Here is a 24,760-nt window from a genome sequence, read left to right as displayed (position 1 = left end):
CTACCCGTCCGCGATCCCCGGAGGCCCGTCACCGATCACGGTGGCGGGCCTCCCGTCCTCCCGCCACACCGTGCACACCGGCGGCGGCGGAACGTTCCGGAACTGCGCCACCCGCACCTCCCACTGACTCCGCCGCCGCTGCCGCTCCCGCAGCTCAGGCGACCGGTGAAACGTCTCCGGCGGCCGCGCCAGCCCGTACTGGTCCCCCCACCACTCCCCCGGCCGCGGATCCAAAATCGTCGACAGATGCGCCGGATACCGCCTCCCCGCCCCGTCATAGGTCTCGTCCCACACCCCCATCGGCTGCACGATCCGCCCATCCGGATCCACCACGACCAGCCGCAGCCCCGTGACCCCCAGCATCCGCTCCAGCAACGCCAGACTCGGCGCCAGCCCACCGCTCTCCACACGCGCCACCGCCCCCGCCGACACCTCCGCCCACCGGGCCAGATCCCGCTGACTCATGTCCGACATCCGCCGCGCCCGCCGCACCAGCCCCGCCACCGGAAACCCACCACCACTCCCACCCCGCACCACCGGCCGCCCATACCCCACAGCCCGCCTTCTCCGCCGCACCTTCGCCTTCGTCATGCCGCGCACTCTGCCCCACCCCACCCCTCCCCATCCACCCCGCCCACTCCGCACACCCCACAACTCTCCGTAACTCCCTCCACTCTCCCCACCCCACCCCCACGCAACCTTTGCTCTGCTTACATGCACACTCCCGACCCTAATTGACGTAATGAACAGGGAAAATACAAGCTGCCGCCAATGTAAGCAGAGCAAAGGTTGCGGGAGAGCCAAGGCGGCCTCAGCATGGGTAACTACTTGGAGTAACCGAATTGGGCCGGATCGGCGGCACTGAAGTCGGGTCCAATCGGTCACGATCATGCTGTAGCGCATGGCTATCCGTCGATTGAATGCCGGTGGAGCGAGAGTTGATCGAGCCCAAGATCTGGCAAGGCGCGACGTCAGATCAATTCCGCGGGCGGGCGGGCGGAGCGAGAAGGTGGAGGCGCGGTCGGCTCGGCGAGGGCGGCACCCGGGGCAAAGAGCCGGGGCGGGAGGGGGCGGCGCCGGGGCCGGAGGCCGGGGCGAGCGAGGAGCGGCGCCGGGCGAGGAGGTCGATGGGCGACCGCGGCGGGGAGCGGGGAGCGGGGGTGGGTCAGGCGGGGGTGGGTCAGGCGGGGGTGGGTCAGGCGGGGGTGGGTCAGGCGGGGGTGGGTCAGGCGGGGGAGGTGCCGGGGGTGGGGCGGGTGCGGAGGCGGGTGGTGGCGGTGGCGGCGTTGTGGGCCAAGCGGGTGGTTTCGGCGGCGAGGGCAGCGGCGCCGTTGTCGGTGAGGCGGTAGTAGCGGCGGGGGCGGCCGTCGACGGTTTCCTCGCGGTCGATGGCGACCAGGCCCTCGGCGGTGAGGCGGTCGAGGGCGGCGTAGAGGGTGCCGGGCTGGAGGCGGACGGATCCGTTGGAGAGGGTGCCGGCCTCGCGGATGATGCCGTAGCCGTGCCGGGGCTGGTCGGTCAGCGCGGTGAGGATCCAGAACGTGGGTTCCCGCATTGCCTTGGCCATGCCAGTAAATATAAAGATTACCTGAGTATGGGGACAGGCTCCTGCCGGCCTGTCCCCCTCAGTGTCGCCGCTAGTAGCGGGCGCGCAGCAGGGTGGCGGCCTCGACGGCCCAGTAGGTCAGGATGAGCTGAGCGCCGGCGCGGTGGATGGAGGTGAGTGTCTCCAGGATGGCGGCCTCGCGGTTGATCCAGCCGTTCGCGGCGGCGGCCTCGACCATCGCGTACTCACCGCTGATCTGGTAGGCGGCGACCGGGACGTCGACGGTGCCGGCAACCCGGGTGATCACGTCGAGGTAGGGCAGCGCGGGCTTGACCATGACCATGTCGGCGCCCTCGGCGACGTCCAGCGCCACCTCGCGCATCGACTCGCGCAGGTTCGCCGGATTCTGCTGGTAGGTGCGGCGGTCGCCGTCCAGCGCGGACTCGACGGCCTCGCGGAACGGGCCGTAGAACGAGGACGCGTACTTCACGGCGTAGGCGAGGATGGAGCGGTCGGTGTGCCCGGCGGCGTCCAGGGCCGCGCGGATCGCGCCGACCTGGCCGTCCATCATCCCGGACGGGCCGAGCACGTGCGCGCCCGCGTCGGCCTGAGCCACGGCCATCCGGGCGTACGCCTCGAGCGTGGCGTCGTTGTCCACGGTGCCGTCGGGGGCGAGCAGGCCGCAGTGACCGTGCGAGGTGAACTCGTCCAGGCAGACGTCGCTCATGATGACCGTGGCGTCCCCGACCTCGGCGCGGACGTCGCGCAGCGCCACGTTGAGGATGCCGTCCGGGTCGAGGCCGCCGGAGCCGGTCTCGTCCCGGGTCTCCGGCACGCCGAAGAGCATCACGCCGCCGACGCCGGCCTGCACGGCCTCGACCACGGCCTTGCGCAGCGAGTCGCGGGAATGCTGCACCACGCCCGGCATCGACGAGATCGGGCGCGGCGCGGTGAGGCCCTCCTTCACGAACATCGGCAGGATCAGCTGGGCCGGCGCCACCCGGGTCTCCTCGACCAGCCGGCGCAGGGCCGGGGTGGTACGGAGACGCCGGGGGCGGATGTCGGGGAAAGACACGTCTCTGGCCTTCCTTGGCTACCGAGTGTCTACCGGAAGCGGAGCGCGGTCGGGCCCTGCACCTTCGAGCCACGGCGCTGCTTGGCCGGCATCGCAGCCAGCTTCTCGCGCAGCTCGACGGCGTACCCGGCGAGCGCCTCGACCAGGTCCGGGACCGAGGCGTGCGGCGGCTGGACGTCGACCCGCAGGCCGAACTCCGTCGCGGTCTCCGCGGTCTTCGGGCCGATCACCGCGACCACCGTGCGCTGGTGCGGCTTGCCGGCGATGCCGACCAGATTGCGGACAGTGGAGGACGAGGTGAAGAGCACCGCGTCGAAGCCACCGGACTTGATCGCGTCGCGGATGTCGGCGGGCGGCGGGGCGGCCCGGACGGTCCGGTACGCGGTCACGTCGTCGACCTCCCAGCCACGCTCGACCAGGCCGGCCGCGAGCGTCTCGGTGGCGATGTCGGCGCGCGGCAGCAGCACCCGGCCGACCGGGTCCAGGATCTCGTCGTGCGGGGAGAACTCGGCCAGCAGGCCCTCGGAGGACTGCTCGCCGACCGGGATCAGCTCGGGCTGGATGCCGAACGCCCGAACCGCCTCGGCCGTGGCCTCGCCGATACAGGCGATCTTGACGCCGCCGAAGTGGCGCGCGTCCAGGCCGTGCTCGCCGAACTTCTCCCAGACCGCGCGGACCGCGTTGACCGAGGTGAAGACGACCCACGCGTACCGGCCGTCGACCAGGCCCTTGATCGCCCGCTCCATCTGGGCCGGGGTGCGCGGCGGCTCGACCGCGATGGTCGGCACCTCGCACGGGATCGCGCCGTACGCGCGCAGGCGCGCGCTCATCACGCCGGCCTGCTCCTTGGTCCGCGGGACGAGGACCTTCCAGCCGTACAGCGGCCGGTTCTCCCACCAGCTGAGCTTGTCCCGCTCGGCGACGCCCGCGCCGAGCGTGAGCACGACGCGGCCGGTGAAGCCGAGCGCGGCCGCGACGAACGAGTCGACGGTGGAGGTGGTGGTGTGCTGGGTGTCGCCGGTGCCGTCGCCGGTGACACCGACCGGTGTGGTGCCGTCGACGCCCGCGGCCAGCAGTCCGTCGCGGACCGCGGCCAGGTCACCGGCGTCGACTGCCAGGGAGATCGAGCCGCGGCCGAGCGCGGCGGCGAGCGCCTCGAAGTCCAGCGTAGTGACGTCGTCGACGTCACCGGCGGTGCGCACGCCGGGCAGCGGCACGCCCGCGTAGGTGGCTACGCCGGCCGCCTGGCCGATGCCGGGCACGACCTCGAAGTGCGCGGCGGTACGCGCGACCGCCTGCACCGCGGCGACCACCGAGTCGTGGCCGAACGGGTCACCGGCGACCAGGTACGCCGCGTGCAGCCCGGAGCGGGCGGCGGAGAGCAGCACCTTGGCGACGTCGCCGGGGGCGCCCTCCGCGGGCGTGAACTGGGCGTCCTCGGCGGCCTGCGCCTTCAATGCCTCGATCAGCGATTCGGGGAGACCCCGGTCGTAGATCACCTGGTCCGCATCGACGACGGCGTCGTGCGCACGGCGGGTGAGCAGGCCGGGATCGCCGGGGCCGGCCCCGACGAACGCGATGTGGCCTACGGCTTTACGGGTGCGGGTCATTGCGTGCTCCCAGTTACATGTGCTTCCGCGGTCCGCGGTGAGGCATTCGGAGTCGTGCCATTCGGGGGCTGTGCGGGGCCGGCCGTCCAGAGTCCGGCGGCACCGGAGTCGAGCAGGTCGGCCGCGAGCGCCTTGCCGAGCTCGACGGCGTCGGCCGGGTGTCCGGTGCGGGACAGGCGCACGTCGTGGCTGCCGTCCGGGGCGATCACGGCGCCGCGCAGGTAGATCTCGTCGCCGTCGTCGCCCTCGGCGATCTCCGCGTACGCGCCGACCGGTGCGCTGCAGCCGGCCTCCAGTGTGGCCAGCAGCGACCGCTCGGCCGCGACGACCGCCCGGGTGTCCGGGTGGTCGAGCACGCTGAGCAGGTCGATCAGGTCGGCGTCGTCGGCGCGGCACTCCACGGCGAGCGCACCCTGCGCGGGCGCGGGCAGCATGAGCATCGGGTCGAGCGTCTCGGTGATCTCGCCGTCCCGGCCGAGCCGGGCCAGGCCGGCGCGGGCCAGCACGACCGCGTCCAGGTCCGCGTGCGGGCCGACCACCCGGGAGATCCGGGTGTCCACGTTGCCGCGGATCGGGACGGTCTCGAACTGCAGGCCGAGCGCCTGGAGCTGGGCGATGCGGCGGACCGCGCCGGTGCCGATCCGGGCTCCGGGGGGAAGCTCGGTCAGCCGCAGGCCGTCGCGGGAGATCAGTGCGTCGCGCGGGTCCTCCCGGGCGGGTACGGCCGCGATGTGCAGGCCGGGGGCCGCGCCGGTGGGCAGGTCCTTGTAGCTGTGCACCGCGAAGTCGATCTTTCCGGCGGTCAGCGCGTCGCGCAGCGCGGAGACGAACACGCCCACGCCGAGCGTCTGCACCGGCGCGGCGGAGGTGTCACCGCTGGTCACGATGCGGACCAGCTCGACCGGCCGGCCGGTGGCCGCGGTGAGCGCGCCGGCGACGCGCTGTGACTGGGCGAGCGCGAGCGCGCTGCCCCGGGTGCCGAGGCGCAATGGTGAGCCGGTCACGCTTTCCCTCCGATCTCGGGTACGGCGTCGGCGTGGGTCGCCTGCGGGATCTCCAGGTCGAACAGCTCGCGCAGCAGCGCCGCGTACTGGTCGCCGCCGGGTGACTGGGCGAGCTGGCGGACCCGGACCGTCGGCTGGTGCAGCAGCTGCTGCACGACGCGGTGCAGCGTCTTCGCCACGTCCGCGCGCTGGTCGTCGCTGAACTCGGGGTGACGCTGGTTGAGCCGGCGCAGCTCGGCGGTGACCACGTCGTCGGCCCGGCCGCGCAGCGCGGCGACGGTCGGTGCCACGTCCTTGCCACGCAGCCAGCCGAGGAAGTTCTCCACCTCACCGGCGACGATGTTCTCCACCGCGAGCATGTCCGCGGACGCGGGGTGCTCCCGGCGTGCCTCGGCGAGCCGGTCGATGTCCAGCACGACCACGCCGGGCAAGGTCACGGCGTCCGGCGCCACGTCGCGCGGCAGCGCCAGGTCGAGCACCACCAGCGGGTCCCGGCCGGTGCGCCCGGCGACGGCCGTCTCCAGCAGCGCGCGGGTGAGCACCGGCGTCTGCGACGCGGTCGCGGAGACGACCAGGTCGGCGTCGCGGAGCGCGGTGACCACGTCCGCGTAGTCGGCCGGGTGCGCGCCGTACGCCTCGGCGAGCCGTTCGGCCCGCTCGGTGTTGCGGTTCGTGACGCGCAGCGGGCCGACACCGGCCCGGCTGAGCGTGGCGACGGACAGCGCGCCCATCGCGCCCGCGCCGATGACCAGCGCCGGCCGGCCGGCCAGCCCGCCGGGCAGGTGCTCCGCGGCGACCTCGAGCGCGGCCGTGACCACGCTCTGGCCGGCCCGGTCGATGCCGGTCTCCGCGTGCGCCCGCTTGCCGACCCGCAGGCCCTGCTGCATCAGCTCGTGCAGCAGCCGGCCGGCCGTGTCCGCCTCGGTGGCCGAGTGGTACGCGTCGCGCAGCTGCCCGAGGATCTGCGGCTCGCCGACGACCATGGAATCGAGCCCGGCCGCGACCTTGAACGTGTGCTCCACGGCGTCGCCGTCGAAGTGCACGTACAGGTGGCCGGCCAGTTCGGCGGGCACGTCGAAGCCGGCGTGCCCGGCCAGCACGGTGCAGATGTCGCCGAGACCGCCGTGGAAGCCGGAGACCGCCGCGTAGACCTCCACCCGGTTGCAGGTGGACAGCATCACGGCCTCACCGATGTACGGCTGGGCGACCAGCCGTTCCAGGATGCCGGGCAGGTCCGCGGGCGGCGTCGCGAGCCGTTCCAGCACGGAGACCGGGCTGGTGCGGTACGACGCGCCGACGACGAGGAGTTTCACGAGCCGACCGCCTCCGCAGCGTCGGTGGAATGGTGTGCTCCCGGCCCGGTCAGGCCGCCGGGCAGGGCGGTGAGCCCGGCCGGCCCGGCCGCGCTCGACTTGCGGTGCTGGTGGAAGGAGAGGATCTGGAGTTCGATCGCGAGATCCACCTTCCGGACGTCCACTCCCACGGGCACGTTCAGCACGCGGGGAGCGAAGTTCAGGATGCCGGTCACGCCGGCGGCCACGAGCCGGTCCGCTACGCTCTGGGCGCCTTCCGCGGGCGTGGAGATGACACCGATCGCGATCGGGTCCTCCGCCGCGACCTGCGGCAGCTCGTCGAGGTGGCGCACGGTCAGGCCGTGGATGCGCTGGCCGACCAGCTCCGGGTCGACGTCGAAGAGCGCGGCGATGCGGAAGCCGCGGCTGGCGAATCCGGCGTACCCGGCGAGCGCGTGGCCCAGGTTACCCAGGCCGACCAGGACGACGGAGCGGCGCTGGGTGAGGCCGAGCACGTTCTCGATCTGGTCGACGAGCAGGGTGACGTCGTACCCGACGCCGCGGGTGCCGTACGACCCGAGGTGAGAGAGGTCCTTGCGGAGCTTCGCGGAGTTGACCCCGGCGGCCACGGCGAGTTCCTCGCTGGAGGCCGTCTCGTGACCCGCCTCCGCCAGGTGGTGCAGGGCGCGCAGGTATTCCGGCAGCCGGGCGATCGTGGCCTCGGGGAGGTCCGGCAGTGCCGGGACGACCGCGGCGTGACCGGGCTCGCCTTGATCGGTCGCGCCGTGCCCGGGCGCGCCCGGCGGGGGGTGCTGGCTCATGTGACTCCGTGCCGACGTAGCGATCCTCGGCCGATCCCGCGGATCGGTCGTTGTGGAAGCCCCTCGACACCCGCCGTTACCGGCTGCCCTGACGGGGCGTGTAGAGCTAACAATGTAGGCGCTTGTGAAGGCGTGCACAAATCGCGATCTTGATCGAAGCAGTGGACAACCGGCCGTCGTCCATGCTAGCGAATTCGCCGGGCTTCGTCGGTGCACCGAAGCCCTCCGTCTCCACCGGGACCAGCCCCGCGCCGCGCCCCGACCAGCTCACCCCTGAGCCGCCTGAAGACGTCCACCAATCAGTATGCGCCAAATGGCTTTTATGCTGCAAATAACGGGTAACCGCGCCGTGCGACGGTAGGGAGAGCCCTACTACCAAGAGGCGTGCGCACGGGATCGGATACGTACGGCCGAGGGCTTAGCGTTTTCGGCATGACGACGCTCACCGCCGAATCGGAGACCCGGGCACCCGCCCCGATGCGGCAATTGCTGATCGATTCCGGATACGTCCTGATCGGTCTGCCGCTCGCCCTGATCGGGTTCATCCTGACGATCGTCATCGTGACGCTGGGTGCGGGGATGGCGGTCACCGTCATCGGCTTGCCGATCATGGCGGGTGGCCTGCTCGTCGCCCGCGGGTTCGCGGACCTGGAACGGCTGCGCCTGCCCGCGGTGCTGCGCACGTCCTACATCCGGCCGGCGTACCGGAAGGGCCGGGAGAACGGCGGGCTGTGGTCCCGGGTGTTCGCGCCGATCCTGGACGTCCAGTCCTGGCTCGACTTCGCCCACGCGCTGTTGCGGCTGCCGATCTCCGCCGTATCGTTCCTGATCACCGTGGTGTGGTGGGCCGGCGCGGCGGCCGGCGTCACGTACTGGATGTGGGACTGGGCACTGCCGTCCGAGCCGGACAACACCGACCTGCCCGAGCTGCTCGGCCTGCCGGACACCAGCGGCTCGCGGATCGCGACCTACACCGTGCTCGGCCTCTTCTTCGCCGCCACGCTGCCGCTGGTCGTCCGCGGCGCCGCGCTGCTCAGCGCCGGCACCGGCCGGGCGCTGCTGACCGGCATGGCGCAGTTCCAGACCCGGATCAGCACGCTGGAGGGGCAGCGCCGGGCCGCGGTCTCCGCCGAGGCGCACGCGCTGCGCCGGCTGGAGCGGGACATCCACGACGGGCCGCAGCAGCGCCTGGTCCGGCTGGCCATGGACCTGGGCCGCGCGCAGCAGCAGCTGGAGACGGACCCGGACGCCGCGCGGGCCACGCTCGGTGAGGCGCTCGAGCACACCGTGGACACACTCAACGAGCTGCGGGCACTGTCCCGGGGCATCGCACCGCCGGTCCTGGCCGACCGCGGGCTGCCGAGCGCGCTGGCCGCGCTGGCCGGGCGGTCGACCGTACCGGTGGAACTGGCTGTTGACCGTGACCTGGGGCGGCTGGACCCGGCCGTGGAGAACGCGGCCTACTTCGTGGTGGCCGAGGCGCTGGCCAACGTGAACAAGCACAGCAACGCGTCCGAGGCGTGGCTGACCGTGGCGCACGTGGCCGGCCGGCTCGGCATCTCGGTGCTGGACAACGGTGCCGGTGGCGCGCACGTGGCGAAGGGGCACGGGCTGGCCGGCCTGGCCGACCGGGTGCAGGCGGCCGGTGGCACGCTGCGCATCGACAGCCCGATGGGCGGGCCGACGGAGCTGCGGGTCGACCTGCCGTGCTAGACACGGGGTCATGCGGGTCGTGATCGCCGAGGACGCGGTGCTGTTGCGGGAAGGTCTCATCCGGCTGCTGACCGAGCACGGGCACGCGGTGGTCGCGGCCGTGGACACCGGACCGGCGCTGGTCGCGGCCGTGCGGGAGCACCGGCCGGACGTGTCGATCGTGGACGTGCGGATGCCGCCGACGCACACCGACGAAGGGCTGCGCGCCGCGGTCGAGGCACGCAGCCTGGTGCCGGGCACGCCGATCCTGGTGCTGTCCCAGTACGTCGAGGTCTCCTACGCCGACGACCTGCTCGCCGACCGGGCCGGGGCCATCGGTTACCTGCTCAAGGACCGGGTGGCCGCGGTCGCGGACTTCCTCGACGGGCTCGGCCGGGTCGCGGCCGGTGGCACCGTGCTCGACCCGGAGGTGGTGGCGCAGCTGTTCGCGCGGCGCCGCCGGGACGATCCGCTGCGTCAGCTGACGCCGCGCGAGCGGGAGGTGCTCGGGCTGATGGCGGAGGGCCGGTCGAACACCGCGATCGCCCGGAAGCTGGTGGTCAGCGACGGCGCGGTGGAGAAGCACGTGCGCAACATCTTCACCAAGTTGCAGCTGCCGCCGGACGAGGAGCAGCACCGCCGGGTGCTGGCGGTGCTGACGTACCTGGGTGGTTAACAGCGCTTCGCGAGTCGCACGGCGTCGGTGAGCGAGTCCGCGACGGGCAGCCCGGAGGCCCGCAGCCGGTCCGGGTCGGTGAAGCCGCCGGTGTAGAGCACGACCGCGCCGCCGACCGAGTGCGCCGCGTCCGCGTCGTCCAGCGAGTCGCCGATCAGCACCACGTCGGCGCCGTCGATGCCGAGTGCCGCGAGGTGACTGACCAGGTACGCGGACTTGAGCCCGCCGCCGACCTCGTGCGGCAGGCCGTCGACGCGGAGGAACTGCGAGGTCAGGCCGTACCGCTCGACGACCGGGACCAGCTCGGTGTGGAACCACATGGACAGCAGCGACTGGTGCGGTCCCCACTCGCGCATCGCCTCGGCCGCGTCCGCGGCGAGTGCGACGGAGGTCAGCCCGTCCCGGTACGCGTCGTGGAAGATCCGGTCGAGGACGCTGAACTCGTCCGCGTCGACGGCCCGGTCCAGCACCTGCGCGTAATATTCCGAGATCGGCCGCCGGAAGTGCCGCCGGTGCTCGTCCGGCGTGACCGCGGGGCCGGCGACGCTGGCGAAGGCCGCGTTGGTCGCCTCGACGACAAGTTGCAGGTCGTTGAGGAGCGTGCCGTTCCAGTCCCAGACGAGGTGTGTGCGAGTGCCCATCGCGCGATGCTAACGCTCAGCGGGGCTGCGCCAGATCGGCCAGCAGACGGGCCTCCTCGACCCGCCAGTAGCCGTGCTCGCGGCCGTCCAGCAGCACCACGGGGACGCGTTCGCCGTACTCCCGCTCCAGCTCGATGTCGCTTTCCACGTCGATCTCGACGTAGCGGTCACCGGTCGCGGCGACCACCCGGCCGACCGCTTCCTTGGCCACCTCGCACAGGTGGCAGCCGGGCCGGGTGATGAGGGTCAGACGGGGCTCCTGCACCCGGTCCAGTGTGCCAGAGTGACCCCCGGTGGACACCCGTCACGGCGTGTCGCGGTGCAAGTGCGGTCGGGCGTGTTGCGGCATAGCCCGAGGTAAGCGCCTGGTCACCACACGTATGGTTTGGCCGGACGCACACCGTGTGCGACACGGAAGGGCGGTTTCCGCGAAATACTCCTGCTCTATGTAACGGACTCCACACGTGTGGGTGAGGCAGGCCCTATCATCTCAAAGGGTCGACTCACCCCTTTTGTTATGAGTTGACACCCCTCACCCAGAGGAGGCCGTTGTGCCCGATCTTGCACCGCAACTGCACCTCATGGGTGCGTGTCCGCTCCTGGATCGCCGACCCCCCTTACCCGCCGGATGCGCCGATATGCCCTCAGTACGGGGCTGCGCGGAGGAGGCCCAGTGACGTACCGATACGCCGCGGACGGGATCGTCTTTTCGGCCCGGCTCGCGCTCAACGACGGCCTCCACCACCTGGGCGTGACCATCGGGATGGCGCGCGCGGAGAGCAGCGGCAGCGAACGCACCCGGAACCGTCCGCCCAACGCACCGCCGAACCAGGCACCGCCACGGACCGGCACGCCGACCAACGGCGGCCGGGTCGGCGCGCCCACCAAGCCGGCCCCACCCGGGCAGCGCACCACGGATACCGCGCCGCTGCCGGCCACCGGGCCGGACGCGCCGCAGCGCCCGTCCCGGCCGGACCCGTCCGACGCGGCCGCCGAGGTGTGGGCGCTGGTCGAACGCGCCCAGGCCGGTGAGGCCGAGGCGTTCGGCCTGATCTACGACCGGTACGTGGACACCGTCTTCCGCTTCATCTACTTCCGGGTCGGCAACCGGCAGCTCGCCGAGGACCTGACGTCGGACACGTTCCTGCGCGCGCTCAAGCGGATCGGCAGCTTCACCTGGCAGGGCCGCGACCTCGGCGCCTGGCTGGTCACCATCGCCCGGAACCTGGTCGCCGACCACTTCAAGTCCGGCCGCTACCGGCTGGAGGTGACCACCGGCGACGTGCTCGACGCCGACCGGGAGGACCGCGGGCCGGAGGGCAGCCCGGAGGCCGCGGTCGTCGACCACATCACGAACGTGGCCCTGCTCACCGCGGTCAAGCAGCTCAACCCGGAACAGCAGGAGTGCATCGTGCTCCGCTTCCTGCAGGGCTTCTCGGTGGCGGAGACCGCGCAGGCGATGGGCAAGAACGAAGGCGCGATCAAGGCGTTGCAGTACCGTGCGGTCCGTACGCTCGCCCGGCTCCTGCCGGACGGCTTCCAACCGTGACCCGTTCCCCCGGATCGTCCCGTAACCACGCGTGCCCGTCCCCCGTTTGTCCCGGTGCGACCCATGGTGGTTCCGGCATTTCCCCGCATCGCGGTCGCCCTGGCCGGTGCAGACGCCGTCCGGGTAACCGCGACGACTGAAGGGAGGTGCCCTCGGTGAGAAACGTCATCTTCGATCGTCGTCGTGCCGAACGCTTCGCCCAGCTGCTGGACGAGGCCGACGGCGGACCGCGCCACCACGGCCGGTCCCGGTCCGATGACCAGATGGCCGAACTCGTGGCGCTCGGCCACGAGCTCAACAGCGCACCGCCGGGCCCCGAGATCGACCCCGACTTCCGTACCGGGCTGCGTGCCATGTTGATGGCGACCGCGGAGCGCGAGGGCATCGGCGTGACCTCGACGGACCCGGAGAGCGCCGACGGCCCGGTCGCCCGCCTGATCAAGGCCGGCACCGCCGCGGACGCGGCCGGACGCCGGCTGCGTGCCCGCGGCGCGATCGCGATCGGCGTGATCGCCGGCGCGGTCGTGGTCTCCGGCATGTCCGCGGCCAGCTCCGACGCGAACCCGGGCGACGCGCTGTACAGCGTCAAACGGCACTCGGAACAGGCTCAGCTGGCACTCGCCGGCTCGGACGAGGACAAGGGCCGGCTGTACCTGGAGTTCGCGGCCACCCGGCTGCGCGAGGCACGGGCCGTCACCGGCGACACCGCCGGGTTCGAGGCCGTGCTCAACGACATGGACGCGGACACCCGCGAGGGCGTGAAGCTGCTGGCCGGCGCCGCGACCCGGAAGCACAGCGGCACGCCGCTGCAGCCGGTGGACCCGTTCGTCACCGCTCAGCGCCGGCAGATCGGCGGCTTCCTGGACACGCTCTCCGGGGCGAACCGGGACCGCGCGCTCGGCTCGCTGATCCTGCTCGACTCCGTCGACAAGCGGTCCCGCGCGCTGACCGACGGATTCGCCTGCCCGGCCGCGGAGGCGCTGCCGCGGACCGACGCGCTCGGCCCGCTGCCGAACCTGTGCGACGCCGTCGACGACCCGGTCGGCACGCCGGTGCACGGCGGCGGACAGCGGTCGCAGGATCAGGTCCCGGCCGCCCGGGAGACCGACGGCGGCACGCCCGCGACCGGTGCGCCGGCCGCCACCGGCACGCCCGCCCCGGCCACCGCGACGCCGGCCCCCGCGGCCGACGAGCCCGCGAGCGGCACCGCCGACGAGCCGGTCCTGGAGGAGCCGGAGCCCAGCGCGCCCGCGCCGAGCCCCACGCCGGCCGGCAAGAACGTGCTGGAGGACCTGCTCGGCGGCCTGCTCGGCGGCTGATCCGCACTGACGCACGAGGGCCGCCCGACCACCCGGTCAGGCGGCCCTCGGCGCGTTTTCACCCCCCGGGATCCGCACGATCCGCTGTGGGCGGCGGCTAGGCTCGCGTGAGCGATCGCTACGAGAAGGGGGCCCTGGTGCCGCGCATGCGCAAGGTGACCGTGAGCACGGACGCACGGGGTCACACCGCAGGCTGGGTCTCGACCGATCTGGAGGCCGCGCTGGTACCGCGGCCGGACCCGAGCGCCGCCGCCTTCTTCGACCTGGACAACACGATGATGCAGGGCGCGTCGCTGTACTGGTTCGCCCGCGGCCTCGCCTCCCGGCGCTACTTCACCGCCCGGGACGTCGCCCGGTTCGCCTGGCAGCAGGCCCGGTTCCGGCTGCTCAGCGAGCACCGCGGGCACATCAGCAGCGCCAAGGACATCGCGCTGGCGTTCTTCCACGGCTGGACGGTCGAGGACGTCGAGCGCCTGGCCGAGGAAATCTTCGAGGAGTCGATGGCGGCCCGCATCTGGCCGGGCACGCACGCGCTCGCCCGGACCCACCTGGACGGGGGCGAGCGGGTCTGGCTGGTCACCGCCGCGCCGATCGAGATAGGACGGGTGATCGCGCAGCGGCTCGGGCTGACCGGTGCGATAGGCACCGTCGCGGAGATCGTCGACGGCGCCTACACCGGGCGGCTGGTCGGCGACATGATGCACGGTGCGGCCAAGGCGGACGCGGTACGCCAGCTCGCCGTGGTCGAGGGCTTGGACCTGAGGCGGTGCACCGCGTACAGCGACTCGGCCAACGACATGCCGATGCTGACCGCGGTCGGCAACGCCGTCGCGACGAACCCGGACGCGGCGCTGCGCCGGATCGCCCGGATCCGCGGCTGGCAGGTCCGCGACTTCCGGACCGCGCGGAAGGCGGCGCGGATAGCGGTGCCGGTCGCGGTCGCCACCGGCCTGGTCGCGGGCACCGCGCTGACCGTCGCGCTGCGCCGCCGGGCGGCCCGATGACCGCGAGCACTGCCCTGCCCCGCCGCCGGATCGGGTTCGCGCAGATCGGCCTGCTGGTCGCGGTGCTCGCCGCGGTCGCGCTGATCGTGCTGCCGGGCAACGCGGACCGGGCGCAGAGCCCGGCGCAGACCGGCCCGATCGGTCCGGCCGAGGCCTGGCCGGGCGTGACGATCGGCCAGTTCCCCGGCAACGTGTCGGACGGCCCGGCGTTCTCCCCGTCGTACTTCCTGGACGCGCAGACCGCGATCGGCACCGCACCCAGCCCAGACGGCGCCTTCATGCGGCTGGTCCGCCGGGCCGGTGACGGCACGCTGCGCGAGCTGCGCCGGCTCCCCTACTCCGGCACGCCGCAGTTCGGCGGCTTCGCCACCGACGGCACGGAGCTGGCCTGGGCCGAGTCGCTGGCCGGGAACGACAACGTGACGCGCACCGAGATGTGGTCGATGCGGCTGCCGGACGGCGAGCCGCGCCGGCTCACCGCGGACACCGGCGACGTGGTCTTCTTCAACTCCGAGTACGACATGCTGATCGCCGAGGGCGCGCTGCACTGGGCCGAGGTCGCGCCCGGTGAGGAGCCCGCCACGCTGATCCGGTCAGTGCCGCTGGCCGGTGGCGACGTCACCACCCGCACCGAGGACGGCGCGTGGGCGATGACGAAGTTCCCGTGGCTGGTCAGCGCGGAGAGTGGCCAGGCGTCGCTACCCCAGCTCCGCGACTGGAAGAATCACCGGGAGCTGACCGTCGCCGCCACCGGCACCGAGTTGGTGACCTGCGGCAGCGTCTGGTGCCGAGTGCTGGTCATCTCCGCGGACGGACCGGCCCGCACCGACCTGATGCGCCCGGACGGCTCCGACCGGCGCCGGATGGCCGGTGGCGCCGCGATGTCCGCGGTCACCGACGTGGCGCTGCTCGACCGGTTCGAGGTGCTCACCGAGGCGGGACCGGACACCGTCCCGACCAGCAGCCAGATTCTCTACGTCTACGACATCGAGAAGCAGCAGACGGTTCGGGTGGCCGACGCAGTCGGCATGATCCAGTCCCGCAACGGCGTCCTCTGGTGGTCGACCGGCGCCGACACCGAGATCGTCTGGCACACGCTGCCGCTCAGCGCGATCAGCTGACCAGCGGCCGCAGTTCGGTCGCGACGAACCGGACGAAGTCCTCCGGCGACGGCTCGTCCTCGGTCGGCTGCAGCACGATCGTGTCCGCGCCCGCGTCCGCCCAGCGCCGCAGTCCCGCCGCGATCGCCGCCGCGTCACCGCCGACCGTCACGTCCCCGACCGGTTCCGTCATCCCCCACGTCGCGTGCGCCCGCCGCAGCCGCTCCTGGTGATCGTCCCCGGTCGCCGCGATCAGGTACACCGCCAGCGTGACCGGATCGGTCCGCCCCGCCGCCGCGCGCCCCTCCTCGACCAGCGCCCGGGCCCGCGCCGTCCCCTCCGGCGTCGTCCCGCCGGACAGGATCACCACGTCGCCGACCTCACCGCACAGCCGCAGCGATCGCGGCCCCGACGCGCCCACCAGCAGCGGCGGCGCCCCGGCCGGCTTCCAGACCAGCTCGACGCCGTCCAGGTTGACGTACCGCCCGGACACCGTGACCTTCTCGCCACCGAGCAGTGCGCGCAACGCCGTCGCGTACTCCCGCATCAGCGTCACCGGCGACTCCGCCCGCGCCCCCGCCTGCCCCATCCAGTCCTGCACGCCGTGCCCGAGCCCGAGCATCGACCGCCCCGGGAACATCCGCTCCAGGTTCGCCGCCTCCATCGCGGTCACCGCCACGTTCCGCAGCGGCACCGGCAGTAGCCCCACCACCACCCGCAGCCGTTCCGTCCACGCCAGCGCCGCCGCCGCGCTCGCCACCCCGCTCTCGAAGAAGCAGTCCTCCCAGAGCCACAGCTCCTCCAGCCCCGCCTCGTCCGCCGCCCGCGCCACGCCCCGCAGCCGCTCCGGCTCCCACTGCGGCACGAACACCGCCCCAAGCTTCGTCATGCCCCCATCCTCCCCACCCCGCATGACAATCCAAAGATCCCGATCGCCCCCCCGAGGATCAAACCCTTCGTGCGTTACCCGCTTCCGGCCCGGTCCGGCCCGCACGCTCCCGCGGGCAAACCTCGCGGCGGCCTCCGACTCCGCTGACGCTCGGCTCCGGCCACCGCCACGGAGCCATTCCCGCACCACTCACCCCAACCCCCGCGACCCCCGCACCCGGCTTTCTCCACCGCGCCCCGTCACGCTGCGCAACCCCACACCCCGCACAGCCCTCTCCCTGCCCACCTTTGCTCTGCTTACATTGACGAATCGCCCGAAACGGCCGCGACTTTCGTCGTGAAACGGTCTTTGGCCTGGAGAACCGGCCTTCTGCCCCTATCGGGGATAGCGTCCGAATCACCACGGGGCGCGAGCATGTAAGCAGAGCAAAGCGGCGTGGGGAGTGGGGTGGAAGGGGGCGGGGAAGATCGTTTGGGGGTGACGGGAGGGGTGGGGCGTCACGCATGGTGATGGCGGGTGGGCGGCGTGGCCGGGGAAGGGGTGGTCTTGGGAAGCGGGACCGGCAGGGAGGCCGGCCACGGCCGACCGGGGCCCGGGAGCATGCGGGATTGGAGCCGCCGGGAGCGGGAAGATCCGCTTTGGGGTTGGGGTCCCAGTCAGAGGCCGAAGGGGTCCGGGCGGGACTTGAGGAGCGTGTGGAGGGTGTGCTGGATGGTCTCGCGGACCTGGTCGGCGAGGTTGTAGACGACCAGCGGGTCGTCGGCCTGGTCCATCAGGTGCGCGGTGGGGATCGGGGGGCAGAACTGGATCAGCCACTTACTGGGCAGGGGCACCAGGCCGAGCGGGCCGAGCAGCGGGAAGGTCGGGGTGACCGGGAAGTACGGGAGGCCGAGGAGACGGGCGAGCGGCTTCACGTCGGCGAGCATGGGGTAGGACTCCTCGGCACCGACGATGGCGGCCGGGACGATCGGGGCGCCGGTGCGCAGCGCGGCGGCGACGAAGCCGCCGCGGCCGAAGCGCTGAAGCTTGTAGCGCTGGGAGTAGTGCTTGCCGATGCCCTTGAAGCCCTCGGGGAACACACCGACGACCTCGCCGGTGCGCAGCAGGCGCTCGGCGTCCGGATTGCAGGCGACCGTGACGCCGGACTTGCGGGCCAGCTCGGAGACGACCGGCATGCGGAAGATCAGGTCGGCGCCGAGCAGGCGCAGGTGGCGCTCCTGCGGGTGGGTGTCGCGGAGCGCGACGGAGAGCATCAGCGCGTCCAGCGCGATCGTGCCGGAGTGGTTGCCGACGACCAGCGCGCCGCCGTCCGCGGGGACGTTGTCCACGTCGAGCACCTCGGTGCGGAACCACTCGCGGTAGAGCGGCTTGAGCAGCGGGTGGAAGACCTGGTCGGTGAGTTCGGGGTCGAAGCCGAACTCGTCGACGTCGTACTGCCCGGAGAGCCGGCGGCGCAGGAACGACAGCGCACCGGCCACCCGCTGATCCCACACGTCATCGACGATGCCATCCGGGGCGTCCCCGGCGGGCGGGTTCTCCGCCGGCTTCTTCACCGGCGGCCGGTCGACGGGCGGAAAACCGTTCTGCGCGGGTACGGACGGGTGGTGGCCGTTGCTGCGGCGCGGCATCGGCGCCGGATCGGCCGGCCGGAACTCCGCGCCGGGCAGGGAATCGCTCATGACGCCTCCTGGCGGGCCACGCGCACCCGGCGGATGGTGTCCAGGATCGACTGTTCGGCCGTGGCCAGGCGTTCCGGCGAGACCAGCGCACCGCCGAGGTGGGCCTGGATGAAGTCGTCGAAAGCGGCGGCGGTGGACCGGGGCGTGAAGCCGAACTCGCGGATCAGGCGGGTGGTGTCGACGACCCGGCCGTGCACGAACAGGTCGACCTGGTCCAGGCCGTTCTGGCCGAGGCCCATGGCCCGCGCGATCGACATGGCGCCGGCCAGGCCCGGCTCGGGGACCGGCACCGGGACGCGGCCGGCCCGGCGGATCGCCTGGGAGAGGGCGAGCACGCCCTCGCCGGCCACGTTGAACGTGCCGGGGTGGTCCTCGGCGACCGCGCGGTGCATCACCTCGAGCGCGTCGTCGACGTGCACGAACTGCAGCCGGGCGTCGCGCCCGAACACGGTCGGGACGAACGGCTGGGAGAAGTAGCGGGTCAGCGACGTCTCCGCGCGGGAGCCGATGAACGGCGCGAAGCGCAGAACGGTGGCGACCACGTCGGGACGCCGGCGGCGGAAGCCGCGGACGTAACCTTCGATGTCCAGGATGTCGCGGGCGAAGCCGCCGCGTGGCACCTCGCGCGGCTCGGTGTCCTCGGTGAAGACGCCCGGGTCGCGGAACGAGGCACCGTAGGCGGCGGTCGACGACCGCATGACCAGCTTGCGCAGTCTCGGCGCCTGCTGGGCGGCCGCGAGCAGCTGCATGGCGCCGATGACGTTGTGTTCCTTCATCGCGCCCCGGCCGCCCTGGATGGCGTCCGGCGAGCTGGTGATCGCGAGGTGGACGACCGCCTCGGCGCCGAGGTCGGCGAGGACCGTGCCGGCGGACCGGAGGTCGACGCGGACCAGCTCGACGCCGCGCAGCGTCTCGGCCAGCGCGGCGGGCGGATCGGCCGGGTCGAGCCCGATGACCTGCCCGATGCGCGGGTCGGCGGCGAGGCGCGCGGCCACGTGCGCGCCCAGGAACCGGCTGACCCCGGTGACCACGACGGTCCCCGGCGATTCGGTCACTCGCGCCTCCGTGGCCTTCTCGACACCTGCGACCAGCTAGTGAACCTCAGGCAAGCAACACCCCGCGCCGGGCCTTTGCGACAGCGGCCCGGCGCGACGCGGGATTACTTGCCGAGACGGCGACGCTGGACGCGGGTCTTGCGCAGCAGCTTGCGGTGCTTCTTCTTGGCCATACGCTTGCGGCGCTTCTTGACCACCGAGCCCATACGACAGCCCCTTCAATCGTTGTTGATGCGATCCTCCGGGCTCGGCAGGTCACGGGGCGTGACGCCGGGCACCGGTGAGACGGTGGACCGGGAACCTCAGCGAGCGCGTCATGCGCCGGGCTTCAGCGGCCGGGCACCGGCGCGAGCCAGCTGGGTTCGGGTCCGAGTCCGCTCCAGGGTACCCGTGCGCGACGCGGCGACAAACACGACCCTGCCGGTCAGGCCGACTCGGAGAACGCGCCACGCAGATATTCGTGGACCGCGTGCTCCGGTACCCGGAACGATCGGCCCACCCGGACGGCGGTCAGCTCGTTGCTGTGCACCAGCCGGTAGACGGTCATCTTGGACACCCGCATCAGCGTGGCGACCTCGGCAACGGTGAGGAAACGGACCTCCGGCAGCCGGCCCTCGGCGTGTGATGCTCCGGCCATGCGCTCACAACCCATCGACCCCGAGCGCGCACCCCCTCCGGGCAACGCGCGTGTAATTAGTACGGTAACGGGGCAGCTGTTAACGGCGCGAGACCTTCTGGAAACTCAGAGTGATCCCGTCAAGGCGACACTCCGAATATTTCGGTTTTATCATTGTATGTCCGTTACTCGCTCCGAAGCGCCACCACCGGGTCGAGCCGGCCAGCCCGTTGCGCCGGCACCACGCCGAAGACGATGCCGACCGCGGCGGACACGCCGAACGCGAGCGCCAGCGACCACCAGGTGATCGCGGCCGGTACCGGTGACAGCGCGCCGACCAGCAGCGCCGAGCCGACGCCCAGGCCCATCCCGAGCACGCCGCCCACCGAGGTGAGCAGCACCGCCTCCAGCAGGAACTGCAGCCCGATGTCGCGCGGCCGGGCGCCGACCGCCTTGCGCAGGCCGATCTCCTTCGTCCGCTCCCGGACCGAGACCAGCATGATGTTGGAGACGCCGACGCCGCCCACCAGCAGCGAGATGCCGGCGATCGCGGCCAGCACGCCGGTCAGCACGCCCAGGATGTCGCCGAGCACGCCGAGGATCTGCTCCTGGGTGACCGCGCTGAACTCGGTGTCCGGGTGCCGCCGGGTCAGCTCCGCCACCACCCGTGCGCTCAGCTCGTCGATCCGCTCCCGGTCCGGCGCCTTGATCGCCAGCCCGTCGATCCGGTCCACGCCGATCAGCCGCTGCGCCGCGCTGACCGGGATGTGCACCTCGTCGTCCCGGTCCACGCCGAGGCTCTGGCCGAGCGGCGCGAACAGGCCGCTGACCCGGAACCGGACGCCCGCGATCGACACCTGCTGTCCTATCGGGTCGCGGTCCGGGAACAGCGCCGCCGCCACGGTCGCGCCGAGCACCGCGACGCGCCGGCCGGTCTGCACGTCCGAGGCGGTGAAGTAGCGGCCGCGGCCGACCGGGCGGTCGAAGACCTGCGGTGTCGTCTCGAGCACGCCCTGGACCGTGGTGAACCGTTCGCGCGCACCGGCCCGGACCGTCTCGCCGGACGCGACCGTGGCCGTCACCCGGGACGGGTCGCCGACCACCTCCGCCACAGCCTCCGCGTCGCGCAGCGACAGCCGGGACGCGGACGGCGCGGACCCGAACTCCAGCCGGCCCGGCACCACCAGCATCAGGTTCGAGCCGAGACCCTCGACCTGCGCCTCGACCTCGTTCTTCGCGCCGGTGCCGATCGCCACCAGAACCACCACCGCGCCGACCCCGATGATCACACCCAGCATGGTCAGCAGGCTGCGCAGCCGGTTGGCCCGGAGCGCGCCGAGCGCGACCCGCCAGGCCTCGGCGAGCCTCATGCCGCGCTGTCGCTCTCGACCCGGCCGTCGCGCATCGCGATCCGGCGGCGGGCCCGGGCGGCCACCTCCCGGTCGTGGGTGACCAGCACGACCGCGACGCCGGACTCCGCGTTCAGCTCCTCCAGCAGGTGCAGCACCGCCGCGCCGGTGGCGGTGTCCAGGTTGCCGGTGGGCTCGTCCGCCAGCAGCAGGGACGGGCCGGTGACCAGCGCGCGGGCGATCGCGACGCGCTGCTGCTCACCGCCGGACATCTGGTTCGGACGGTGGTCGAGGCGATGGCCGAGACCGACCCGGTGCAGCATCTCCGCCGCGGCCGCGCGCCGCTTCCGGGTGCCGAGCCCGCGGTAGACCAGCGGCAGCGCCACGTTCTCCACCGCGCTGGTCCGGGGCAGCAGATGGAACGCCTGGAAGACGAAGCCGATCACCTCGTTGCGCAGCCGGGCCAGTTCCGCCGCGGACAGGCCGGCCACGTCGCGGCCGTCCAGCCGCAGCCGCCCGCCGGTCGGCCGGTCCAGGCCGCCGAGCAGGTGCATCAGTGTGCTCTTGCCGGAACCGGACGGGCCGACCACGGCGGTGTACTCGCCGCGTGCCACGGTCAGGCTGACCTCGTGCAGCGCGGTCACCGAGAAACCCTCCAGCCGGTACGTCCGGGACACCCGCTCCGCCTCGACCGCCGGCCCGGTCACGGCACCCGCTGCCCGGCCGCCACCCGGTCCGTCCCGCGCACCACGATCGTTTGCCCGGCCCGCAGGCCGCGCGTGATCTGCACCGCGTCCTGGCCCTGCACACCGACGGACACGTCCACCCGTTCCGCGCGTCCGCCGTCGACGACCCAGACCGCCTCGCCGCCCGACTCGGTGGAGAAGACCGCGGCGGCCGGGACCGTCACCGTGTTCGCCGCCTCCCGGACCCGCAGGTGGGCAACCGCGCTCATGCCGGGCCGCGGCGCCGGCGCGGCCCCGCCGTCCGCGAGCGTGCCCGGGCCGAGCGAGATCCGCACCCGGTACGAGACCCCGCCGCGCGCCGACGTGGTCGGCAGCAGGTCGACCGAGGTCACCTTGCCGGGGTAGCCGGCACCGGTCGCGGCGTCCAGTTCCACGTCCGCGGCCGCGCCCTCGGTGACCAGCAGCACGTCGGTCTCGTCGACCTCCGCGGTGACGCTCAGCTCGGAGACGTCCACGATGGTCAGCACGGTGGTGCCGGCGCCCACGTACCCGCCCTCCGGCACGGCCGGGTCGACGCCGGCGGGCGGTCCACCGGTGCCGGTGGGCGGTGCGGCGCCCTGCAGGATCTCGGTGAGGTCCACGCCGGCCGGTGCGGCCGCGGCGCCGCCGAGCTGGACCACACCGCCGATCGGCGCCCGCAGCGTGAGCGCGTCGACCGTGCCCTTGGCCAGGTCGTACGCGGCCTCCGCCTGTAGCCGCTGCGCGGTGGAGAGCGCACCGAGCGCGGTACCGAGACCGGCCACGCCCGCCTGCACGGACCGGGTCGCGTCGGCCACGGCCGCGGACGCCGCGTCGTACCGGTGCTGGGCCGCGTCCACCTGGCGCAGCAGTGTGTCCCGGACGCCCCGGTCGGCGACCTGCTTCGCGGCGGCGCGGGCCGCGGCGAACGAGTCCGCGGCGGCCGCGTCCGTCTCCCGCTGCGCGCCGTCCAGCCCACCGGCGGTGAAGCCGGGACTGCCGGTCTGCGCGGCCGCGTCCAGCGTGCGCGCGGCCGAGTCCAGGCGGGCCGTCGCCTCCGGCGAGTCGATCACGGCGAGTACCTGGCCGGGCCGGACCGTGTCACCCGGGCGGACCAGCAACTCCTTGAGCGTGCCGGCGGACGCGGCGGTGAGCGTGGCCGCGGACCGGGCGGTCACGGTCGCGGGCGCGTCCACGACCTCGCTCACCGCGCCGAGCCGCACCTCGCCGACGTCCACGCCGGACGGCTCCTCCTCGCACGAGGCCGCGGTCGCACCGGCCGCCAGCGTGACGGCGGCCAGAAGGGCGAGCGGGCGGCTCCGGGCGATCATCGCGTCAGGTGACCTCTTTCAGATAGGCGAGGCAGTCGCGGTTCACGTCGTCCCAATCCTTGCCCAAAGTAAGCGGTGCCGCATCTTTCAGTGATTTTCCGTCGCGGACGACCGCGTCGAAGAAGGCCAGCATCGCGGGCTCGCCGAACCGCTCGGAGATCCGGCGGACCGCGTAGTAGCCGACGCCGTACCGGGCCGCGACCTGCCAGTCCTCGGTGTTCGCGTCCGGCGGCGGGACGACCACGCCGGTCTTCATGTCGACCTCGTCCGCGTACCGGGCGACCAGCTCGGCCTCCTCGTACTCGGTTACCGGCACGCCCAGCTCGTCCACGTAGTCGGCGATGCCCTCGATCAGCCACCAGAAGTCGTCGTCGTCCGAGTAGCCGGCCGCGCGCAGCGTCGCCACGTGCGCCAGCTCGTGCCGCAGCGTGTCGTCGATGTAGTCCTCGGCCATCTCGCTGAGGTTCAGCACCACGTCCAGCCGCGCCTCACCGGTCGGGACCGCGAAGCCGGCGGCCCACTCCAGGTCCTCGCCGCCGTACCAGCGCTGCCACTCCTTGCCGTCGGCCATGAAGATCCGGTAGCGGTCCACCGGGCCGGCGTCGCCGCGTACGTACCGGTCCGCCAGCAGCGCCGCGGCCTCGGCCTGCTTCTGCAGCTCGGGCAGGCGCTTGGCGTACTTCGGGGTGACGCCGACGATGGTGCGCGCGCCGACCGCGACGGTCAGGTTCGTGACCTCCCACGGGCGCGGCCCGTTCTCCTCCGGCTCGGACGGTGCGAACGCGACCATCCGCAGGCCCTGCGCGGGTGTCTCGATCCAGCGCGTCTCGGCGCGCAGCCCGTCCACGGTGCACCCGGGGACCACGAAGCAGTGCCGCAGGTCGACCACGACGCGCCACTCGTCCCGGCCGCCCTGGCCGGTCACCGGTGTGGGGGCGCCGATCATCTCCTCGGACCAGCCGGTCACCTGCATCGCGCGCAGCGTCTCGAACCGGCGGCGCAGATCCCGGGTCAGCTCGGTGCTGCCCTCCGCGACCGGCGCCAGGAAGCCGTTCTCGTCACCGGCCAGCAGCGCGGCCGCCTGGGCCTGGAGCGCGGCGTCGATCTGGTAGCGGATCCACGGGACGCGCTCGTAGGAGAGCGCGTTCGGCGCCGGGCTGGGCGGCGGGCCGGTCTCCGCGGGCGCGGCGGTGGCGTCGGCGTCCCGGCCGGTCAGGACCGGGTAGACCGCGACCGCGGTGGCCGCGGCGAGCGCCGCGAAGACCGCCAGGACCACCACGGCGGTACGGCCGCGCCGCTTCCGCGGGGGCGGGGGTGGCGGCGGTCCGTACCAGGCCGCCGGGACCGAGTCGAACTGCGGCAGGCGCGGGAACGGGTAGTCGTCCGGGATCGGCGCCGAACCCGCCAACGGGGAACGCCACTGTGCGGGTACGCCGTGCGGCACGCTCTCGGCCGGCGGCGGGCCCGGCTGGGCGGGGATCGCGGGGTAGCCGGGTCGCGCCGGGGTCTCCGCCGCGGGCGGGCCCGCCTGCGCGGGAATCACCGCCGGGCCGGGCTGTGGGGGCGCCGCCGGTGGCGGGCCGGGCGGCGCCGGGTTCTCCGCCCGGGGCGGGCCAGGCTGGGCCGGGACAGCCGCCGGGTTGTAGACCACGATCGCGTCGAAGACGGGGACCGGCGGTACGGCGCCCGGGGGCGGTGACGCTGCTGACTCTGAGTGACCGTCCGGCGTGCTCACGAGCGCAGCCTAGAACCGCGTGTCACGCCGCGGGCATAGGCCTTTTGGCTCGAATCGCGCGGTTTACCGCCGG

Annotated in this window: 23 protein-coding genes and 1 pseudogene; 6 read left to right on the top strand and 18 right to left on the bottom strand. The window is 73.1% G+C overall.

Annotation, left to right across the window (positions count from 1 at the left end; translation table 11 throughout):
• From J2S42_RS24830 to J2S42_RS24800, 7 genes are all read right to left on the bottom strand, one after another.
• On the bottom strand, positions 1–591 hold the full coding sequence (locus J2S42_RS24830; protein WP_307242782.1) for a helix-turn-helix domain-containing protein: 591 nt from the start codon (positions 589–591) through the stop codon (positions 1–3).
• Between the two features lie 634 nt (positions 592–1,225).
• Complete coding sequence (locus J2S42_RS24825) at positions 1,226–1,567, bottom strand: PadR family transcriptional regulator (RefSeq protein ID WP_307242780.1); 342 nt, start codon at positions 1,565–1,567, stop codon at positions 1,226–1,228.
• A 70-nt stretch (positions 1,568–1,637) separates the two neighbouring features.
• Positions 1,638–2,621, bottom strand: coding sequence for a porphobilinogen synthase (hemB, locus tag J2S42_RS24820; RefSeq protein ID WP_307242778.1), 984 nt, complete (start codon positions 2,619–2,621; stop codon positions 1,638–1,640).
• 29 nt (positions 2,622–2,650) lie between these two features.
• On the bottom strand, positions 2,651–4,231 hold the full coding sequence (locus J2S42_RS24815; protein WP_307242776.1) for a bifunctional uroporphyrinogen-III C-methyltransferase/uroporphyrinogen-III synthase: 1,581 nt from the start codon (positions 4,229–4,231) through the stop codon (positions 2,651–2,653).
• Positions 4,228–5,235: a hydroxymethylbilane synthase gene (gene hemC, locus J2S42_RS24810; RefSeq protein WP_307242775.1), complete on the bottom strand. Its 1,008-nt coding sequence runs from the start codon at positions 5,233–5,235 to the stop codon at positions 4,228–4,230. The genes J2S42_RS24815 and hemC overlap by 4 nt, the downstream gene beginning before the upstream one ends.
• On the bottom strand, positions 5,232–6,548 hold the full coding sequence (locus tag J2S42_RS24805) for a glutamyl-tRNA reductase (RefSeq protein ID WP_307242773.1): 1,317 nt from the start codon (positions 6,546–6,548) through the stop codon (positions 5,232–5,234). The genes hemC and J2S42_RS24805 overlap by 4 nt, the downstream gene beginning before the upstream one ends.
• Positions 6,545–7,348 carry a redox-sensing transcriptional repressor Rex gene (locus J2S42_RS24800; RefSeq protein WP_307242771.1) on the bottom strand — a complete coding sequence of 268 codons (804 nt, stop codon included), beginning with the start codon at positions 7,346–7,348 and terminating at the stop codon, positions 6,545–6,547. The genes J2S42_RS24805 and J2S42_RS24800 overlap by 4 nt, the downstream gene beginning before the upstream one ends.
• A gap of 432 nt (positions 7,349–7,780) precedes the next feature.
• Between J2S42_RS24800 and J2S42_RS24795 the strand changes: the two genes are divergently transcribed.
• Positions 7,781–9,061 (top strand): sensor histidine kinase, encoded by a 1,281-nt coding sequence (locus J2S42_RS24795; RefSeq protein ID WP_307242770.1) that lies wholly within the window; start codon positions 7,781–7,783, stop codon positions 9,059–9,061.
• Between the two features lie 10 nt (positions 9,062–9,071).
• On the top strand, positions 9,072–9,716 hold the full coding sequence (locus J2S42_RS24790) for a response regulator (protein ID WP_307242768.1): 645 nt from the start codon (positions 9,072–9,074) through the stop codon (positions 9,714–9,716).
• Here the strand turns inward: J2S42_RS24790 and J2S42_RS24785 are convergent.
• Together J2S42_RS24785 and J2S42_RS24780 are read right to left on the bottom strand one after the other, a co-directional pair.
• Entirely contained in the window at positions 9,713–10,357 is a 645-nt protein-coding gene (locus tag J2S42_RS24785) for an HAD family hydrolase (protein WP_307242766.1), read from the bottom strand. The two genes, J2S42_RS24790 and J2S42_RS24785, sit on opposite strands and share 4 nt — an antisense overlap.
• 16 nt (positions 10,358–10,373) lie before the next feature.
• Positions 10,374–10,622, bottom strand: coding sequence for a glutaredoxin family protein (locus J2S42_RS24780; protein ID WP_307242764.1), 249 nt, complete (start codon positions 10,620–10,622; stop codon positions 10,374–10,376).
• Between the two features lie 498 nt (positions 10,623–11,120).
• Between J2S42_RS24780 and J2S42_RS24775 the strand changes: the two genes are divergently transcribed.
• The 4 genes and pseudogenes from J2S42_RS24775 to J2S42_RS24760 all read left to right on the top strand — a co-directional run bounded on the left by J2S42_RS24775 (position 11,121) and on the right by J2S42_RS24760 (position 15,350).
• On the top strand, positions 11,121–11,906 hold the full coding sequence (locus J2S42_RS24775) for an ECF subfamily RNA polymerase sigma factor, BldN family (RefSeq protein WP_307249000.1): 786 nt from the start codon (positions 11,121–11,123) through the stop codon (positions 11,904–11,906).
• 155 nt (positions 11,907–12,061) lie between these two features.
• Positions 12,062–12,934, top strand: a pseudogene (locus J2S42_RS24770) (DUF5667 domain-containing protein); the annotation flags it as partial.
• Positions 12,935–13,371: 437 nt separating this feature from the next.
• On the top strand, positions 13,372–14,229 hold the full coding sequence (locus tag J2S42_RS24765; protein WP_307248998.1) for an HAD family hydrolase: 858 nt from the start codon (positions 13,372–13,374) through the stop codon (positions 14,227–14,229).
• A complete protein-coding gene (locus J2S42_RS24760) occupies positions 14,226–15,350 on the top strand; it encodes a hypothetical protein (RefSeq protein WP_307242761.1) in 1,125 nt (374 codons plus the stop codon). Before J2S42_RS24765 ends, J2S42_RS24760 begins: the two co-directional genes overlap by 4 nt.
• Here the strand turns inward: J2S42_RS24760 and J2S42_RS24755 are convergent.
• The 9 genes from J2S42_RS24755 to J2S42_RS24715 all read right to left on the bottom strand — a co-directional run bounded on the left by J2S42_RS24755 (position 15,343) and on the right by J2S42_RS24715 (position 24,687).
• On the bottom strand, positions 15,343–16,218 hold the full coding sequence (locus tag J2S42_RS24755; protein WP_307242760.1) for an LLM class flavin-dependent oxidoreductase: 876 nt from the start codon (positions 16,216–16,218) through the stop codon (positions 15,343–15,345). The genes J2S42_RS24760 and J2S42_RS24755 overlap by 8 nt on opposite strands.
• Before the next feature lie 656 nt (positions 16,219–16,874).
• Complete coding sequence (locus J2S42_RS24750) at positions 16,875–17,897, bottom strand: lysophospholipid acyltransferase family protein (RefSeq protein ID WP_307242758.1); 1,023 nt, start codon at positions 17,895–17,897, stop codon at positions 16,875–16,877.
• Positions 17,894–18,952 (bottom strand): NAD-dependent epimerase/dehydratase family protein, encoded by a 1,059-nt coding sequence (locus J2S42_RS24745; RefSeq protein ID WP_307242757.1) that lies wholly within the window; start codon positions 18,950–18,952, stop codon positions 17,894–17,896. Before J2S42_RS24745 ends, J2S42_RS24750 begins: the two co-directional genes overlap by 4 nt.
• Before the next feature lie 104 nt (positions 18,953–19,056).
• A complete protein-coding gene (locus tag J2S42_RS24740) occupies positions 19,057–19,158 on the bottom strand; it encodes a 30S ribosomal protein bS22 (RefSeq protein ID WP_007465623.1) in 102 nt (33 codons plus the stop codon).
• 218 nt (positions 19,159–19,376) lie between these two features.
• Positions 19,377–19,589, bottom strand: coding sequence for a helix-turn-helix domain-containing protein (locus tag J2S42_RS24735; protein ID WP_033345947.1), 213 nt, complete (start codon positions 19,587–19,589; stop codon positions 19,377–19,379).
• Between the two features lie 164 nt (positions 19,590–19,753).
• On the bottom strand, positions 19,754–20,938 hold the full coding sequence (locus J2S42_RS24730) for an ABC transporter permease (protein WP_307242754.1): 1,185 nt from the start codon (positions 20,936–20,938) through the stop codon (positions 19,754–19,756).
• Complete coding sequence (locus J2S42_RS24725) at positions 20,935–21,624, bottom strand: ABC transporter ATP-binding protein (RefSeq protein ID WP_307242752.1); 690 nt, start codon at positions 21,622–21,624, stop codon at positions 20,935–20,937. The genes J2S42_RS24730 and J2S42_RS24725 overlap by 4 nt, the downstream gene beginning before the upstream one ends.
• Positions 21,621–22,952, bottom strand: a complete 1,332-nt coding sequence (locus J2S42_RS24720) for an efflux RND transporter periplasmic adaptor subunit (protein WP_307242751.1) — start codon at positions 22,950–22,952, stop codon at positions 21,621–21,623. Before J2S42_RS24720 ends, J2S42_RS24725 begins: the two co-directional genes overlap by 4 nt.
• Before the next feature lie 4 nt (positions 22,953–22,956).
• Positions 22,957–24,687, bottom strand: coding sequence for a hypothetical protein (locus J2S42_RS24715; protein ID WP_307242749.1), 1,731 nt, complete (start codon positions 24,685–24,687; stop codon positions 22,957–22,959).
• Positions 24,688–24,760: the final 73 nt, after the last annotated feature.

This window comes from Catenuloplanes indicus, from assembly GCF_030813715.1.
Lineage (GTDB): Bacteria > Actinomycetota > Actinomycetes > Mycobacteriales > Micromonosporaceae > Catenuloplanes > Catenuloplanes indicus.
The sequence above is the reverse complement of the archived record's forward strand: the minus strand, read 5'-3'. Positions and strand labels throughout refer to the sequence as shown.

Coding starts and splice junctions, on each gene's coding strand:
- J2S42_RS24800 (WP_307242771.1), bottom strand. CDS start 7,348: ATGAGCCAGCACCCCCCGCCGGGCGCGCCCGGGCACGGCGCGACCGAT.
- J2S42_RS24740 (WP_007465623.1), bottom strand. CDS start 19,158: ATGGGCTCGGTGGTCAAGAAGCGCCGCAAGCGTATGGCCAAGAAGAAG.
- J2S42_RS24815 (WP_307242776.1), bottom strand. CDS start 4,231: ATGACCCGCACCCGTAAAGCCGTAGGCCACATCGCGTTCGTCGGGGCC.
- J2S42_RS24830 (WP_307242782.1), bottom strand. CDS start 591: ATGACGAAGGCGAAGGTGCGGCGGAGAAGGCGGGCTGTGGGGTATGGG.
- J2S42_RS24825 (WP_307242780.1), bottom strand. CDS start 1,567: ATGGCCAAGGCAATGCGGGAACCCACGTTCTGGATCCTCACCGCGCTG.
- J2S42_RS24785 (WP_307242766.1), bottom strand. CDS start 10,357: ATGGGCACTCGCACACACCTCGTCTGGGACTGGAACGGCACGCTCCTC.
- J2S42_RS24765 (WP_307248998.1), top strand. CDS start 13,372: ATGCGCAAGGTGACCGTGAGCACGGACGCACGGGGTCACACCGCAGGC.
- J2S42_RS24755 (WP_307242760.1), bottom strand. CDS start 16,218: ATGACGAAGCTTGGGGCGGTGTTCGTGCCGCAGTGGGAGCCGGAGCGG.
- J2S42_RS24730 (WP_307242754.1), bottom strand. CDS start 20,938: ATGAGGCTCGCCGAGGCCTGGCGGGTCGCGCTCGGCGCGCTCCGGGCC.
- J2S42_RS24760 (WP_307242761.1), top strand. CDS start 14,226: ATGACCGCGAGCACTGCCCTGCCCCGCCGCCGGATCGGGTTCGCGCAG.
- J2S42_RS24720 (WP_307242751.1), bottom strand. CDS start 22,952: ATGATCGCCCGGAGCCGCCCGCTCGCCCTTCTGGCCGCCGTCACGCTG.
- J2S42_RS24795 (WP_307242770.1), top strand. CDS start 7,781: ATGACGACGCTCACCGCCGAATCGGAGACCCGGGCACCCGCCCCGATG.
- J2S42_RS24775 (WP_307249000.1), top strand. CDS start 11,121: ATGGCGCGCGCGGAGAGCAGCGGCAGCGAACGCACCCGGAACCGTCCG.
- J2S42_RS24750 (WP_307242758.1), bottom strand. CDS start 17,897: ATGAGCGATTCCCTGCCCGGCGCGGAGTTCCGGCCGGCCGATCCGGCG.
- J2S42_RS24790 (WP_307242768.1), top strand. CDS start 9,072: ATGCGGGTCGTGATCGCCGAGGACGCGGTGCTGTTGCGGGAAGGTCTC.
- J2S42_RS24735 (WP_033345947.1), bottom strand. CDS start 19,589: ATGGCCGGAGCATCACACGCCGAGGGCCGGCTGCCGGAGGTCCGTTTC.